The following is a 15551-nucleotide window of genomic DNA, read 5'->3' on the forward strand; positions in this document are numbered from 1 at the left end:
GACACACGTTGCAGATGGCGCAGGTGATCCAGGCGCAGCGCGATGACCGGCGTGCGTCAGGCTCGCCATCGAGGACCAACCAGGGCGAGGCAGCACGTCCGAAGGAGCGCAAGGTGGGCACCCGCAAGCAGCGTGAACTGACGCTTGAAGACCTGAATGCAGCGGTCCTCAGAACTGCCGGAACGCGGGCAGGCTCGGTGTTTAAAAGCCCTTGAAAGTAGAGATTTCTGAACCTCAAAACCGGACATTTCTAAAAAGTCCAAACCCGGACATTTAAAACCAGCCTCGACATTGGGTGTCAGGGCTTTTTGATAATGTCCGATTCTGGCTCATTCGAAATGTCCGGTTTCACTCCCTGAGCCACGCACTACGCGCATGCTGCGCCATGGTAGTCGCCCAGGGAGCCGGACATGAACGCACGTGGATTCGTCACGATCAGCATGCACGAGCTTGAGCGGGTCAAGATCATTGAGGCGGTTGTCGAACACCGGCTGAAGGTTTTTCAGGCAGCCGAGCGTCTGCAGCTGTGCGAGCGCCAGGTCAACCGGCTGGTGCATCGCTATCAGGCCAGTGGACCTGCCGGGCTGGTGTCAGGCAAACGCGGGCGACCGGGCAACCATCAGTTGTCCAGCAGCGTGGCGAAACCCATCGCTACGCAAAAGCCAGGAACGACGCTTGCATTGCCGTCTAACTGCATAGGCGTCTTGGCGCCGGTCTTATGCGATTGCCGACGCCCCCGACTCACGACAGGTATTTCTCGACGCCGTACGGCTCCCTCAGACTGCCAATGAGCCGCCGCACGAAACGCTCGCAGCTCGCAAGCTGTTCGAGCTCGACAGATTCGTTGGCGCGATGCGCCCGCTCGATGTAGCCAGGCCCGCATACGATGGTCGCAATGCCTGCCTGCGCGAACAGCCCGGCTTCGGTGCCGTACGCGACCTTGCGCTGCTGCCGGTCGCCCGTCAGCGCGCGCACGAGTTGCGTAATCGCGGCCTCTTCGGCGGCGTCGAGTCCCGGCGACGACGAGAGCTGCCGGAACTCGATCGCGGCACCCGGATGCTCGCGGCGCATTGCCGGCAGCAGCGTTTCGCGCGCATATGATTCGATCCGGGCGAAGATCTGCTCCGGCGCGACCGCGGGCAGCTTGCGGAACTCGAACGAAAACTGGCATTCGGCCGACACCGTATTGATAGCGCTCCCCCTTCGATGAGGCTCGTCTGCGCGGTCGCGAAAGGCACGTTGAACAACTCGTCGAACGGCTCCTGCGCCCGGAATTGATCAGCAATGTCGCGGATATGGCAAATCAGCCGCGCCGCGTATTCGATCGCGTTCAGTCCTTTCGGCGTCAGAGACGAATGCGCGGCGTGGCCGCTCACGCAGCACTGATACGTGTCGATGCCCTTGTGCGCGATCACCTGCGCATGCCCGTCGGCTCGCCGACGATGCAGCCTGCCGGCCGCACGCCGCGCTTCTTCAGATCGGCGACCATGCAGAGCGCACCGACACAGCCGATCTCCTCGTCGTATGACAACGCAAAGTGCACGAGCCGCGCGAGTTTCCCGTCGAGGCGAAGAGTCGCGGGATCTACGAGGCGCCGCGGCTTGCGTTCCTGCAGATCGTGTACGAGCGACTCGTGACGGGCATCCACAACGAGGACACATTTGAACAATATCGGGAGAACGGCGGGCGCCTGGGCCGCCTGTTGTATCAGGGCCGCTGGTTTGACCCGCAGGCGATCATGCCGCGCGAAACGGTACAGCGTTGGTTCGCACGCGCGATTACCGGCGCAGTCACGATCGAACTGCGGCGCGGCAACGACTACTCGATTCTGAGCACAAAGCGCCGAACCTGACATACCAGCCGGAGCGGCTTTCAAATCGCGCACCGGTCGTTGACATATCGGTGAGACGTTGTCACATTAAAGCATTCACGTTGCACACTACCGGTGACGACATGACACGCCTCAACCCTGTCGTGGCGAGTGGAAGGTGCTTCGAACAGCTATTCGTCCCGCGCATCCGGCTTGCCTGGTAACCTGGCACAGCCAACACCTTCACGTCGCATAGCTTTCTCTCTAACTCGATCTAATGGTTTTCAACATGAGTACAATCCTTGAAAGTCTTCCCGCGGGCCAGAAAGTCGGCATCGCATTCTCCGGCGGACTCGACACGAGTGCCGCTCTGCACTGGATGCGGATCAAAGGCGCCGTCCCATACGCCTATACGGCCAACCTCGGCCAGCCCGACGAAGACGACTATGAGTCGATTCCGCGTCGCGCGATCCAGTACGGTGCGGAAGGTGCGCGACTCATAGATTGCCGGGCCCAACTGGTCGCCGAGGGCATCGCCGCCCTGCAATCGGGCGCGTTCCACATCTCCACCGCCGGCGTGACCTACTTCAATACGACGCCGATCGGCCGGGCTGTCACGGGCACCATGCTGGTCGCCGCAATGAAGGAAGACGGCGTCAACATCTGGGGCGACGGCAGCACGTACAAGGGCAATGACATCGAGCGTTTTTACCGCTATGGCCTGCTCGTCAATCCGGAGCTAAAGATTTACAAGCCGTGGCTCGACCAGGCGTTTATCGACGAACTGGGCGGCCGCGCGGAAATGTCCGAGTTCATGCGCCAGTCGGGCTTCGAGTACAAGATGTCGGCGGAAAAGGCTTACTCCACCGATTCGAACCTGCTCGGTGCGACGCACGAAGCGAAGGATCTCGAAAGCCTCGAAAGCGGTATCAAGATCGTGAATCCCATCATGGGCGCCGCGTTCTGGCGTGACGACGTGCAGATCGCGAAGGAAGAAGTCACGATCCGCTTCGAGGAAGGTCGTCCGGTCGCGCTTAACGGAGTCCAATACACAGACGCCGTCGAGTTGTTGCTAGAGGCGAATCGCATCGGCGGCCGCCACGGTCTCGGCATGAGCGACCAGATTGAGAACCGGATCATCGAGGCGAAGAGTCGCGGGATCTACGAGGCGCCGGGGCTTGCGTTGCTGCATATCGTGTACGAGCGACTCGTGACGGGCATCCACAACGAGGACACAATCGAACAGTATCGCGAGAACGGCCGGCGCCTGGGCCGGCTGTTGTATCAGGGCCGCTGGTTCGACCCGCAGGCGATCATGCTGCGCGAAACCGCACAGCGTTGGGTCGCACGCGCGATTACCGGCGAAGTCACAATCGAACTGCGGCGCGGCAACGACTACTCGATTCTGAGCACGAAGTCGCCGAACCTGACATACCAGCCGGAGCGGCTTTCAATGGAAAAGGTCGAATCGACCTTTTCGCCGCGCGACCGGATTGGCCAGTTGACTATGCGTAATCTAGACATCACTGATACCCGCGCCAAGCTGCTGATCTATGCCGAAACCGGGTTGCTCACGCCGGGCGAGGCGCTGGCGCTACCGCAGTTAAAGGACGATACAGAGTAAGTCGGGTGGATCGCGGGCGGATGTGAAGACCAATGAGCGCCAAGGTTGAGGGATGGCGGTGGCCGAGATGCGTCGGTTCGACTGGTATCGGCTACCCGCCCCGTCGGTTGGCGAACAATCTCAAGCAGTTTGAGTGTCCGCTTCGTGGAAGGCCGACCATCCTTTATGGGTTGACTCCGGCCCCACGTGTCATTGGGGTGCGGCCATTCGCGAGTGCGACAAAACTCTTTGACCTGCCGCCCTCGTTTCCAAGCGCCAGATCTTCCCGCTGCGGCCAGCGCGAACAGCGATACATAGCTGCTTCTGTTGGCACCAGCCGCCATTAACTCAGCTTTCTGTTGATCGCCCGACTTGCCGGGTATCCATGCCGCCGAAGACCAGATCAAAAACTGACTTTATAAAACGGAAAGACTAGAACAGGTATTTCGCGCGGAGGTAGTAGAAGCCGCCGTCCATACCGATTGCAGACGTCGTAGGGTCGTAAACAGCCCCTGCATATTGAGCTGCCTGTGGGATCTTGTTCGGATACTCGTTGAACAGATTCTTCGCACCCACGGCCAACTCGAAGCGCTTCGTCACGTCGTAGCGAGCCTCGATATCCGTGGTGTACTCCGCCTTATTGGTGAACGGTATGAACACGGAAACCGAACCCGCGTTGGGTCCGGTACGATAAGACTCCTCCGCCGAGGTGGTACCGTAGCGTGTCTCGTGCAGAGACACGCCCCACTTGCCAAAATTCCAGACGCCACCAATGATGATCTTGCTCTTGGGTGTCCCAGTGGTCAGGTAAGCAATCTGTTGAGCATTGAGTAGCGGCTGGCCGTTTGCGCCTGCTGCGAGGTGCGTCAACGTCGTGTTGTTGAAGTTAACACCCAGGTCCCAATCAATCGTGCCATATTGTCCAAGGTACGTATGGTAAGTGGCCGACAGATCGATGCCTTTGGTGCGCGTGTTCGCGCCATTGGTGAAATAGCTGGCGGAGATAGCTGACGCCGGAATCCCCAGCGGGGTCGAAAAACCTGCCAAACCGATGGCGTTGATTGCGGCCTCACCGGCCTGCGAACCGCCCTCGACGATACGGTTACGGATATCGATCTGATAGGCATCGAGTGTCACGTTGATGTCGCGCGTGGGAGTCAATACAAAACCCAGGTTGTAGCTAGTCGACTCCTCCGGCTTCAGCGGCTGCGCACCGAGTGCTTTTGCTGCAGCCGAATTCGCGGCAAGCAATGCGAACGCCGAAGTGGGCGTTGGACTCAGAGTCGTGTAGTATTCCTGAGCGAGTGTCGGCGCGCGAAACCCGGTACCGACGCTACCGCGTAACGCGATCCAAGGGGTGAAATCGTAGCGGGTCGAGATCTTGCCATTCGTAGTATCGCCCACGTCACTATAGTGTTCGAAGCGTCCAGCAAGATCGATCTGCCATTTCTGCGTCAGCTTGGTTGCCAGGTCGATATAAGTGCCGAGCACATTACGCGTATTATTGCTCGCGCTTGCGGGCGACAAACCGACCAGCGCCGGCGTGCCACCGTATAGATACGCATCCGGCTCGCCTGGGCCGACCGAATAGCCCTCGGTGCGCTGCTCGAAGCCGAACGACACGGTGACAGGCGCCGGCAATATGGAGAAATTGAACGGTCGCGTGAAATCAAGGTTATTGGTCCACTCGGTGTTCTGCTGACTACCGATGTAAAACTTCGTCGGCGTGTGGCCCGTCGCATTATATAGGCCTATATTCTCCGACGTTACCTGACTAAAATTATCGTAATCGCCGCCGTAGGTTGTGCTTAAGTCCCACTTCCAGCCCAGCAGATCGTTACCCTTCGCTCCGGCCGTGACCGAGAAATCGTTTTCGTTAAGCAGATCTTGCGGGATGAATCCATTCGGATAGATCGCAGGCAGAACGGTGGCGCCCCGAATCGACTGGTAGCTGGCCGCATTCTTGTGAGCATAGGTACCGAATCCGTAAAGCTCGACATCGTTGCCAACATAATAGCCCGCGTTGAAGCCGACAACTTCGCGCGTGCTCGACGGATCGCCAAAGTATATGTTGCTAACCGACCCGGCGAGCGCCCCGGTATGAGCATACTGAGCTGTCCGGTCCGTATGATTCTCCCGCGACACCTCTGCGCTCAAATCCAGAAAGCCGCCCGCTCCCAGGGCGAGCCCGTAATGTGCGGACTCGTCTTGATGGAGACCGTCTCCCTGATAAGTCTGCCCGGTCGACGTTTCGATAGAACCACCCTTGGTGTCCGACTTAAGAATGATGTTGATCACCCCTGCGATCGCATCAGAACCGTACTGTGCCGCCGCGCCGTCACGCAGGATTTCCACGTGATCGACAGCACTCACGGGGATCAGGTCGACATCGACACCCGTGGAGCCCTGCTGCGGACCGGGGTTAAGAGAAATAGTCGCGGTGGAATGCCGGCGCTTGCCATTGACGAGCACCAGTACCTGGTCAGGCGATAAACCGTGTAGCGTCAGCACATCGACCAAAGCGGCTTGTGCGCCCCCCATGGCCTGACGCTGGATCGCCGGCGACAGCGCAATCAGCGCATCGCGCAGGTCGGTCTGACCGGTGTTCTTCAACTGAGCGGCCGTAATCACATCCACTGGCGTCAGACTTCTGGTGGCTTTGGTCGCCGTACGCGTTCCTGTCACCACCACCTGATCCTGCACCTGCACGTCAGTTTGGCCGCCCTGCTGCACGGCGTTGGCCGGCTGCGCCACCACGTTCTGCGCGAAGACGCTGCCGCTGCAAGCGAACGTGGAAACTGCCACAGAAATTGCCTTGCACTTCCACCTCACAAAAGACTGGTTACCCAGTCGTTCCGGATATTTATTCTTCACCAAGGACCCCGATAGATAGACAAAAATGAACAGCACATACAAGCCCATAACTCGAACACGAATATACATAGGATTACGAATCACATAGCGCGATCCTAATCCCGCAAAACAGACCAAAAATGACCACAAAGGCTGAGACCGCTAACGCCAGCCGCGCCCTACGGTTCATCCATCAGCATTTCCACCCAGTGTGTTCCCCAGTAGCGCCATCGTCCTATCGGGATCTTCGTATCGCGCCTCATCGCGCCGTACGGCCAACCGCCTGCGCAGCATGTCGGCAAGCGCGGCAAGTAGCGCCCCGCTCGAGAGGACTAGCACGAGAGCGAGCGCCGCTATGAACGCGGACCGATAGGCCGCCAGACCGGCGCCTTGCGTCAACCTTGCGAGGAAGATGGCCGCCCCCAACGACATCCCGATCGAGCAGGCCAGACGTTGGGATAGCTGCAGGAATCCGGCCGCCAGTCCGCGGCCCTCCCCCTCGCCGGCCTCGGCCAGAGTCATCACCTGGTTGGGCGCGTGGATCAACCCACTTGTCACGCCCTGCAAAAGGCCAATTGCCGGATAGGCCAACAGGATCCCCGAAACCGGTAATACCAGAATCGCCACCCCCTCCAATGCAATCAGAGCGGCATAGACGGCGATCACTGCCGCCACGCCGGGACGGCCGAAGCGGCTAACGAAACGCCAGCTTCGGGTGGACGACGCCAGCATGCCCAGCGCCGAGGAAACCGAAAGGCCGGCAAAGAGCAGCGGACCTATTCGCAGACCGTCCAGGAAAAACAGCGTGCTAACGATGCCCAACGTCAGACCGGCGGCGAACTGGAACATCGCCACCGTGGTGCCCAGCACGTAGCCGGGCGAACGCACGAGGCCGCGCGCGAGGATCGGCGTACCGCCGCGGCGCTGGTAATGGGCCTCCCAGCAGACGAACAGCAGCACGCCAGCCATCGCTGCAGCGAGGTAGGCCCGGGCGGAAAGCAGGCCACCGTCGCCGATCAGGGTGGCGGACATCAACGCAAGCGTGGTGAAGCTCAGCAAAGCCAGTCCGCCCGTATCCAGAGAGAACCTGCCAGGCTGCGGTCGGCTCTGCGGTAAGTGCCGCAGCGCGAGGAAAAAGACGACCGCGCCGAACGGAACGTTGATCAGAAACAGCAGGCGCCATCCGAGATCCGGTGGCGCCCATGCGAGCACGAGCCCGCCGAGCAGCGGCCCGACGGCACCGGACATCCCTCCGGCCGAAGCGTAGCGGCCAAGAGCCCTCGCCCGGTTGACTCCCTGGAACAGGTCCTGGATCAGCCCCAGCACCTGAGTGTTGATAATGCCCGCGCCCAAGCCTTGCAGCAGCCGCGCTGCGATGACCGTCTCCGCATTCCAGGCCAGTCCGCCCAGGACGCTGAACCCGGCGAACATCGCCAGCCCGAGCAGGAACAGCGATCTGCGCCCGATGATGTCGCCCAACCGCCCAGCCGGGACCAGCGCGACGCCGAAGGACACCGAGTAGACCGAAATGATCAACTGCAATTGGGACGCGGACGCGTGGAGACCATCGCGCAGCCTGGGAACGGCCAGCGCGAAGATCGCCTGATCCAGCAGCGTCGTGAAGCCCATCGCAACGCAAATGCCAAGAACGATGTGGGCATTGACGTCAGACTGCGCGGACGTGTCGGCGTCGGCCTTCAGTGGCCGGTGCAGCCGTGTTTCGACCGGGTGCACCGGCAGCGCGCCGGACGCAGTCGATCTTGATGTATCGGGCATGTGATAACTCACAGGGCGTGTGCCCGGGTCGGCGGACACACCATTAAGAAACGCTGGTCGCATGGCGACCGACAAGCCATCACTTTGTTGTCGCCGCTGAGGTCATTCCCACAGAGGGTGAGCGGGCGTTAGCCAGTTTTCTGCGTGGCCAGGTCTTTCTCGAACAGGAATCCGGGCGGCTCATCCTCGCCGAAGTCGTGCGCCGACAGAAGGGTATAGCCGCTGGTTTTGTATAGCGCGATGGCCTCGGGCTGGCGGGGACCGGTGCTGAGGAACACCCGCGTATAACCCAGGCGAACGGCCTGCACCTCCAGCTCTGCCAGCACGCGGCGCGCCAGCCCCTGACGGCGGTGGGTACGGCTTGCCCATATGCGCTTGAACTCCGCGGTGCCTTGGTCGGCATGACGCATGAGCGCGCCGCCCGCTATTGCCTGCCCGTCGCGCAATAGCAGCACGAAGGCGCCATGCGGCGCAGCGAACGCCTCGGCCGGATAGCGTTGTAGTTCGTTAGATATGTCCTCCTTATTGATCAGGCCTGCATAACGGCTGCTGTATTCGAAGACCAATTCGTCGAATAGAGGACGGGCCAACGGGTCGTGAACCGAAACGTAAGCGAAGCGGTCATCTGGTACGGTCGGCGAGAGCACGGCTACCATGCCTTATCCCTTGACTTAATGGACCTTCGGGAAGCCGTGCCGCTCGGCGAGCAGCGCAAGGATCCGCTTCGTGTCGGTAACGAAGCGCTTGTCGCCGAGCGTCTGCGCGTCATCGGGTATTGCATGACCGTCGCCTAGCACGAGTACCGGCAGACTCTGATGTGCTTCATCGAGCGCAGCGATCACGTCGCGCCTCGGCCGCAAAAACGGTACGCGCTTCACGTCGAGTCGCGCGACGCGCTCGGACTCGTTTGCTAGCAGTCCTTCGATCGCTACGCCGTGCGGGCAGACAAAGCGCTCGCCCGGGTGAGCGGGATCGGTGAAACCGGGTTCCAGCAACAGAAGCAAATCTCGACTCACAATGAATATTCCTCTTTTCCTGGTTAGCACAACACTCTGTTTCTTTCCAATCCCATCCCGACATTCCAGCCAGAAAATCAAGTCGACAAGATGGGCGCCGCTGCTAAGCTGCGACAGGCTTGCGCGCGGCATCGGGCCGCCAGCCCAGTTCGGGAGCAATACGCGTGACAAAGTCCTCGAGGATCTGCTGGTAATTCTCAAACGGCAGGTCGTACGGTAATTCGAGGCGCAGTTCGCGGACCTGAGCGACGACCGGATCATCGAGCAGTTGGCGGACGATCTCGTCGGCGGTACCCACGAGATCCGGCACAAACAGCGTGCGACGCTCTCCATGCGGCGTCAGCGTACGCGCGTGGCGGCCCTCGGCGAATTCGCGATAGCGCTGGCGCGTCCGGGCGTCGGCGCCGTCGATCGGTACGATCACGCGGCCCAGCGCGATACGCGGTGCCCGCGATTCGCGCCAGTGCGAACGGAACAGATCGAGCTGACGCAGCTGCGCGTCGCGGTAATCGTCGGTTCCCTCGCCCGTCGTGATGTTGCCGATCAGCAGATTAAAACCGGTGCGACCCGCCCATTCGATAGAACGCCGCGAGCCGCCGCCGTACCAGAGCCGATCGGTCAAACCCGGCGCATAGGGCGACACGTGCGGCCTTACACGACCTGCCGCCGATTCGACGAACGTGTCTTCGCCGCCGAGCCATTCCTGGCTGAGATTGCGGCGCAAACGCTCGACGCGCGCATGCGAGAAGTCGATCAGCTCAGGGTTGGCATCAAACAGCCGCTCGCCGAGCAGAATGCCATGCGCGGGAGCGCCTGCGCTCAGCCCGATATTCAGGCGCCCATGAGACAGCACGTCGACGGTCGCAAGATCCTCGGCAAGACGAAACGGATTCTCGTAACCCATCTGGATCACCGCAGCGCCGAGTCCGATCCTCGTCGTGCGCTGACTGGCCGCCGCAAGAAAGGTCGCGGCAGAAGAGACCGCGCGCTCAAGATGACGTTGGCGTACCCACGCACTGTCGTAGCCCAGCGTTTCGCCCACGTGGAACAGTTCGAGCGAGCGCTCGAGACCCGCGGCCGGATCTTCGTCCGGATAATTCCCCGGCGTCAGAAACGCAATATGGTCAATGCGCGATGCGCACATGTCGTACCCCTGTCCTAATGTGTGTTGGTGTGTCGATGCCCGTATTCACAGCCTTTTACTTAGGCATCCTTATATCCTGGCGGATTAGTCTCGGACCGCTGAATGGCCTCGTCTTCGAGTCCCCAGCGGGCCAGTGCCGCCTTGTATTGGCCGCCGGCGATCAGGCCGTTGGTCGCTTCGGTCAACGCCGGCGCCAACCCACTGCCCTTGCGCGACGCAACCGCCACGTCGGCCTTGAGCGGCCAGCCGGCATTCACCGTTCCCACCAGGCGAATCTTGCCCTGCGTCGCGGCCGAGTAGGAAAGCGGAGCATGCGGATTGAAGATCGCGTCCGCGCGACCCGACTGCAGCGCGAGCTCGGCCGAAGACAGGTCATCGAAAAACTGCAATTCGGCGGGCTTCAGGTGTTGCGCCACGTTTTGCTGATTCCACTCGAGCAGAATGCGCTCCTGGATCGTGCCTGAACCCGTGATGATGCGCAGCCCGGCAATATCCTTTGGCGCGCGTATCGACTGAATAGAACTGGTGGCCGCCACATAGAAGCCATGCAAGCCGAGCCGATAAGTGGTGAAGTCGAACTTCTGCTTGCGTTGCTCGGTTACGCCGACGTTGGAGATCACCGCGTCGTACTTCCCGGATGCGAGCCCCAGCGGCCAGTCCGGCCACGCGACTGGCACGAGGACCAATTTCAGGCCGAGCGCATCGGCCAGCAGTTGCGCGTAGTCCGGATCCGAACCGACAATGGTGCTCGCGTCCGTCGCATAGGTCGCAAGCGGCGCGGCAAACGGTGCGACCGCCACCGTCAATGCGCCCGGCGTAACGAAGTGGTAGCCACTCGCCACGCGCTGCGCGGCGGGATTCTTGGGCGCCCTTAACTTCCCTTGCTGCTGCGGGCTGAAATCGAATGATCGGGTATCGGCTAGTGCCAGTCGATCCCATGCCAGAGAAGCAACAGCTAACCCCGCCAGGTCCACCAGAAATTTTCGTCGAGTCATGATTGATCTTGAATGGTCGTATCCGCAAGCTCGCGGCCTGCTACAGCACCTTGGACAAAAAATCACGGGTGCGCGGATGAGTCGGGTCACGCAGCACGCTCGCGGGCGGGCCGGATTCCACGATGCGCCCGGCGTCCATGAACACGATCGTGTCGGCAACCTCGCGCGCGAACCCGATCTCGTGCGTGACGATGATCAGCGTCGTGCCCGAACGCGCAAGCTGGCGGATCACGTCGAGCACCTCGTTGACGAGCTCCGGATCGAGCGCCGAAGTCGGCTCGTCGAACAGCAGGACCTTCGGCTTCAGCGCAAGCGCACGTGCGATTGCCACGCGCTGCTGCTGGCCTCCGGATAGCTGGCGCGGCCACGCATCAGCCTTGCCGGTGAGTCCCACGCGAGCGAGCAGCGTGCGCGCTTCCGCTTCTGCCTGAGCGCGCGGCACGCCAGCCGCCAGCGGCGCCTCGATGACGTTGTCGAGCACCGTCAGGTGCGGGAACAGATTGAAGCTCTGGAACACCATCCCGACATCGGCGCGGCGCCGCTGCAGGACGTCCTTTTCCTTGAGTTCGTACAGCGTGCGCCCTTCCTTGCGATACCCAACCAGTTCACCGTCGATGTCGATGAAGCCGTCGTCCACGCGTTCGAGGTGGTTGATCGTACGCAGCAACGTCGACTTGCCCGATCCCGACTGGCCGAGGATCACGGTGACGCTTCCCGACGGAAAACTCAACGAGACGTTGTCAAGAACCTTCAGCGGCCCGAAGCTCTTCGATACGTTGTGGATACCGACCTTGCCACCGACGCGCCGCTGCGCCCAGCCTGCTGTGCCCGCTTTGGCATCTGTTTCGGCTGCCACGAGATCTTGCCTCTGCGGCTGGACCGCGCCTTCCCCGCGAGCGGCGCGTGCGCTACGCCACCGCCCGAATAGCGCGGCGAGCGGCGAACGCTCCACCTGCGCACGCGTCGTGCCACGTGCGTAGTACCGTTCGATGTGCACCTGGATCGCCGACAACACGGTCAGGATCACCAGATACCAGATCGTCGCGACCATCAGCAGCGGAATCACCTCGAGGTTGCGGTGATAGATGATCTGCACCGTGTAGAAGAGGTCCGGCATCGCGAGGATATAGACGACCGATGTGCCTTTCGCGAGACCGATCACGTCGTTAAACGCAGACGGCACGATGGCGCGCATCGCCTGCGGCAGCACGATGCGCCGCACCTGGCGTGCGCCCGGCAAGCCGAGCGCCGCGGCCGCTTCCCGCTGGCCGTGATCGACTGACAGAATCCCGCCGCGGATCGCCTCGGCGGCGAATGCGGCGTGGTTGAGCGTGAGACCCAGCACAGCGGCGAAGAACGGACTAATCAGCTCAGTGGTCGATTGATTCAGTAATGCGATGTGTGTGAACGGCACGCCGATCCAGATCGTGTCGTACAGATAGCCGAGGTTGTTCAGCAGGAGCAGCAGCACGATCGGCGGAATCGAGCGGAAGAGCCAGATAAAGGCCCATGCACAGCCGGCCAGCAGCGGCGAACGCGAGACGCGCGCCAGGGCGAGCGGCGTGGCAAGTGCGAAGCCGAACAGCGCACTGAGCGCCGTGAGCACGAGCGTACGCAGGAGGCCCTCGAGTACCGGCCCGGCGAAGAACCACTGTGCGAAGACGCCCCAGCCCCAGCGCGGATTACCCAGTACCGAGTTCAGCACGATCGCGATCAGCAGGATCGCCAGCACGGTTCCGGCCGTGCGCGCATGATGTTTCGCCGGCACGACCCTGTAGTGTGCGTAGTCCTGCCCTGCTGCGCCGTCGATCACGGGCCCCCCGTGGGCGGTCCGGCCAAGCTGATGAGTGGTGTCGCTCATGATGCTGCCCTCCTGCGTTGCAAGCCGTACGGCGAGCCGTTCGTCAAGCCGTTCGTCATGCCGTTTCGGCGGTTGCATAGCGGCTCGCGCGGCGCGGCAAGCCGAGGTGATCGCGCAGCGTGATCCCGGGTAACGTGCGGCTATAGCGGCCGCGGGCCTCCAGCGCCGGAATCACGTATCGGACGAAATCGTCGAAGCCCTCGGCCTGCACCGGGAAGCCGAGAATGAAGCCGTCAGCTGCGCCAGCGTCGAACCAGCGGATCAGTTCGTCCGCGATTTGCTCGCCGGTGCCGATGAACTGCGGTTTCGGTGTCGCCACCTCTAGCGCGACCTGGCGCAAAGTCGAGCCCGTGTGCTTCGCGTCGGCCTTGATGCGCTCGGTCGTCGAACGGAAGCTGTTAGCGCCGAGATCGCCCAACTCCGGGAACGGCTCGTCGAGCGGGTATTGCGTAAAGTCGTGATGCTCGAAGAAGCGCCCCAGATACGCGAGCGCCTCGTCGATCGTCAGCAGGTCGCGGATCGCACGATACTTTGCCTCGGCTTCGGCCGCGGTCGCGCCGACGACCGGACCAATGCCCGGAAAGATCTTCACGTCCGTTGCCGCGCGCCCGTGCTCGACCGCACTCTTGCGCACGCTCTCCGTGAAGTCTCGCGTCTCTTCGAGAGACGGCGAATGCGTGAACACCGCGTCCGCATACTTACCGGCGAGCGCGATCCCGGAATCCGACGCGCCGGCCTGAAAGATCACCGGTTGGCCCTGCGGCGAACGCTGGATATTGAGCGGCCCGGCAACCTGGAAGAACCGGCCCTTGTGGTCGAGCGTATGCAGTTTGTCGCGGTCGAAAAAGCGCCCGCTTTCGCGCTCCCGTACGAACGCTCCGTCGTCCCAGCTGTCCCACAGTCCCTGCACGACCTCCAGGTATTCGTCGGCGATCTCATAGCGTAGTTCGTGATCGGGATGCTCGCCGCCGTAGTTCTTTGCGGATCCTTCGAGCGGCGACGTGACGACGTTCCATCCCGCACGCCCGCCGCTAATCAGGTCGAGCGACGCGAACTGCCGCGCTACCGTAAACGGATGGCTGTATGACGTCGAGAGCGTGCCCGCCAGGCCGATCTTCGAGGTTGCAGTGGCGAGCGCCGAGAGGATCGAGATCGGCTCGAAGCGATTCAGGAAGTGGGGAATCGACTTCTCGTTGATATAGAGGCCATCGGCCACGAACGCGAACGCGATGCCATTGGCCTCCGCCTTCTGTGCGATGCCGGTGACGAAATCCAGGTTGACACTGGCATCCGCCGGTCCGGCTGGATGCTTCCATGAATTCATGTGGCCGCCCGCGCCGTGCAGCATGATGCCGAAAGTGAGGTTTCGCTGGGTCATGTCGTGGTCCGTAATGTGGGAATGAGAAGCGCGTCAAACGCGCGCGGCGTGTTCAGCGGTGGCCAGCGCTTCGATCGAAGCAAGGCGCAGCGCGTAGTCAGCGACCGGGGTGTCAAGCACGAATTCCTCGATGCCGAAGCGTTCGTGCAATGCGTCGAGTTCCTGGCGTACATCGTCGGCCGTGCCGGTGAGGAGATGCGGATGCAGCTCGTCGATCTTGTAGTCAGTCACGCCGGTTTGCCGCGCGAACTCCGCTGCCGCCTCGGGACTGGGGAGATTCACACTCTGCCCGGTAGCAAGCTGCAGTTTGAAAATTCGCAGTGCCGGGACCTGACGCGCAGCCTCGGCCTTCGACTCCGCTGCAAACGCGTAGAGCGCGAGCAAGGGCGTGCGTCCCGTTGCATTGCGATAAACGTCAATCGAACGTTCGAGGTTGGCCTCGTCACGATTGAAATGGCCGGCATAGCAGAATTGCCAGCCATGCTGCGCGGCGAGCGCGGCGCTCTCAGGGCTCGCACCGAGCAAGACGCCCTCTGGCGCCTCCGGCGGCGTGGGCAGCGCAATCGCCCCTGCCAGCGGGTGGTCTTCGGCGACACCCGATTTCAGGAACGCGTCAAGTTCCGCAAGCTGATGCGCGAAATCAGGCTTCTTTGTCTTGTCGTGAAACCATTGCAGCGCGCGCGTCGTCAACGGCAAGCCGCCCGGCGCTTTGCCGACGCCGAGATCGACGCGGCCAGGCGCCAGGGACGCCAGCACCCGGAACGATTCCGCAACCTTGAAAGGGCTGTAATGCTGCAGCATCACACCGCCGGAACCGACCCGAATGCGCGAGGTGTGCGCGAGCAGATGGGACACGACAATCTCGGGTGCGGAGCTTGCCAGCCCAGGTGCTCCATGATGCTCGGCGATCCAGTAGCGCTTGTAACCCAACGCCTCTGCGCGCTGAGCAAGCTGAACCGTAAAGCGCAGTGCATCGTAGGCACTCGTTCCGTCGGCGATCGGACTCTTGTCGAGAATCGAAAGTGAATAGGACATATCGGAGTCCTCCTCATGTACCCGCAGGACCATGGGGAAAAAGTTTTAAGGAAATCCCTGAAAGACGCCACTTACCCATT

General features: G+C 61.6%; 13 protein-coding genes and 3 pseudogenes. 4 read left to right on the top strand and 12 right to left on the bottom strand.

Annotated elements, in window-relative coordinates; translation table 11 throughout:
* Nucleotides 1-215: pseudogene (locus HHL24_RS34735) on the top strand (ISNCY family transposase); the annotation flags it as partial.
* Between the two features lie 225 nt (nucleotides 216-440).
* The gene (locus tag HHL24_RS44875) at nucleotides 441-791 is read left to right on the top strand and encodes a helix-turn-helix domain-containing protein (RefSeq protein WP_329606790.1); all 351 of its coding nucleotides are present in this window, start codon (nucleotides 441-443) and stop codon (nucleotides 789-791) included.
* Here the strand turns inward: HHL24_RS44875 and HHL24_RS45180 are convergent.
* The 3 genes and pseudogenes from HHL24_RS45180 to HHL24_RS45190 all read right to left on the bottom strand — a co-directional run bounded on the left by HHL24_RS45180 (nucleotide 742) and on the right by HHL24_RS45190 (nucleotide 1543).
* Nucleotides 742-1071 carry a M20/M25/M40 family metallo-hydrolase gene (locus HHL24_RS45180; protein WP_407947545.1) on the bottom strand — a complete coding sequence of 110 codons (330 nt, stop codon included), beginning with the start codon at nucleotides 1069-1071 and terminating at the stop codon, nucleotides 742-744. The two genes, HHL24_RS44875 and HHL24_RS45180, sit on opposite strands and share 50 nt — an antisense overlap.
* Nucleotides 1072-1137: 66 nt before the next feature.
* Nucleotides 1138-1415 (bottom strand): annotated as a pseudogene (locus HHL24_RS45185) (peptidase dimerization domain-containing protein); the annotation flags it as partial.
* Nucleotides 1412-1543 (bottom strand): hypothetical protein, encoded by a 132-nt coding sequence (locus tag HHL24_RS45190; protein WP_407947543.1) that lies wholly within the window; start codon nucleotides 1541-1543, stop codon nucleotides 1412-1414. The pseudogene HHL24_RS45185 and the gene HHL24_RS45190, both read right to left, overlap by 4 nt.
* An 18-nt stretch (nucleotides 1544-1561) precedes the next feature.
* On the opposite strand from HHL24_RS45190, the pseudogene HHL24_RS34750 reads away from it, so the two are divergent.
* Nucleotides 1562-1875: pseudogene (locus HHL24_RS34750) on the top strand (argininosuccinate synthase); the annotation flags it as partial.
* Nucleotides 1876-2099: 224 nt separating this feature from the next.
* On the top strand, nucleotides 2100-3434 hold the full coding sequence (gene argG / locus HHL24_RS34755) for an argininosuccinate synthase (RefSeq protein WP_169489809.1): 1335 nt from the start codon (nucleotides 2100-2102) through the stop codon (nucleotides 3432-3434).
* 411 nt (nucleotides 3435-3845) lie between these two features.
* Here the strand turns inward: argG and HHL24_RS34760 are convergent, their stop codons facing one another.
* The 9 genes from HHL24_RS34760 to HHL24_RS34800 form a co-directional block, all read right to left on the bottom strand.
* A complete protein-coding gene (locus tag HHL24_RS34760) occupies nucleotides 3846-6371 on the bottom strand; it encodes a TonB-dependent receptor plug domain-containing protein (RefSeq protein ID WP_329606789.1) in 2526 nt (841 codons plus the stop codon).
* Nucleotides 6372-6452: 81 nt separating this feature from the next.
* A complete protein-coding gene (locus tag HHL24_RS34765) occupies nucleotides 6453-8042 on the bottom strand; it encodes an MFS transporter (RefSeq protein ID WP_169489810.1) in 1590 nt (529 codons plus the stop codon).
* A gap of 128 nt (nucleotides 8043-8170) precedes the next feature.
* The gene (locus tag HHL24_RS34770) at nucleotides 8171-8698 is read right to left on the bottom strand and encodes a GNAT family N-acetyltransferase (RefSeq protein ID WP_169489811.1); all 528 of its coding nucleotides are present in this window, start codon (nucleotides 8696-8698) and stop codon (nucleotides 8171-8173) included.
* Between the two features lie 15 nt (nucleotides 8699-8713).
* Nucleotides 8714-9058, bottom strand: coding sequence for a DUF3088 domain-containing protein (locus tag HHL24_RS34775; RefSeq protein WP_169489812.1), 345 nt, complete (start codon nucleotides 9056-9058; stop codon nucleotides 8714-8716).
* 103 nt (nucleotides 9059-9161) lie between these two features.
* The gene (locus tag HHL24_RS34780) at nucleotides 9162-10202 is read right to left on the bottom strand and encodes an LLM class flavin-dependent oxidoreductase (protein WP_169489813.1); all 1041 of its coding nucleotides are present in this window, start codon (nucleotides 10200-10202) and stop codon (nucleotides 9162-9164) included.
* Nucleotides 10203-10261: 59 nt separating this feature from the next.
* The gene (locus HHL24_RS34785; RefSeq protein ID WP_169489814.1) at nucleotides 10262-11197 is read right to left on the bottom strand and encodes an ABC transporter substrate-binding protein; all 936 of its coding nucleotides are present in this window, start codon (nucleotides 11195-11197) and stop codon (nucleotides 10262-10264) included.
* Nucleotides 11198-11237: 40 nt separating this feature from the next.
* Nucleotides 11238-13058, bottom strand: coding sequence for an amino acid ABC transporter permease/ATP-binding protein (locus HHL24_RS44880; RefSeq protein WP_169489815.1), 1821 nt, complete (start codon nucleotides 13056-13058; stop codon nucleotides 11238-11240).
* 55 nt (nucleotides 13059-13113) lie between these two features.
* Nucleotides 13114-14436: an LLM class flavin-dependent oxidoreductase gene (locus HHL24_RS34795; RefSeq protein ID WP_169489816.1), complete on the bottom strand. Its 1323-nt coding sequence runs from the start codon at nucleotides 14434-14436 to the stop codon at nucleotides 13114-13116.
* A 33-nt stretch (nucleotides 14437-14469) separates the two neighbouring features.
* The gene (locus tag HHL24_RS34800) at nucleotides 14470-15471 is read right to left on the bottom strand and encodes an LLM class flavin-dependent oxidoreductase (protein ID WP_169489817.1); all 1002 of its coding nucleotides are present in this window, start codon (nucleotides 15469-15471) and stop codon (nucleotides 14470-14472) included.
* Nucleotides 15472-15551: the final 80 nt, after the last annotated feature.

It is taken from the genome of Paraburkholderia polaris (genome assembly GCF_012927345.1).
Taxonomy (GTDB): domain Bacteria; phylum Pseudomonadota; class Gammaproteobacteria; order Burkholderiales; family Burkholderiaceae; genus Paraburkholderia; species Paraburkholderia polaris.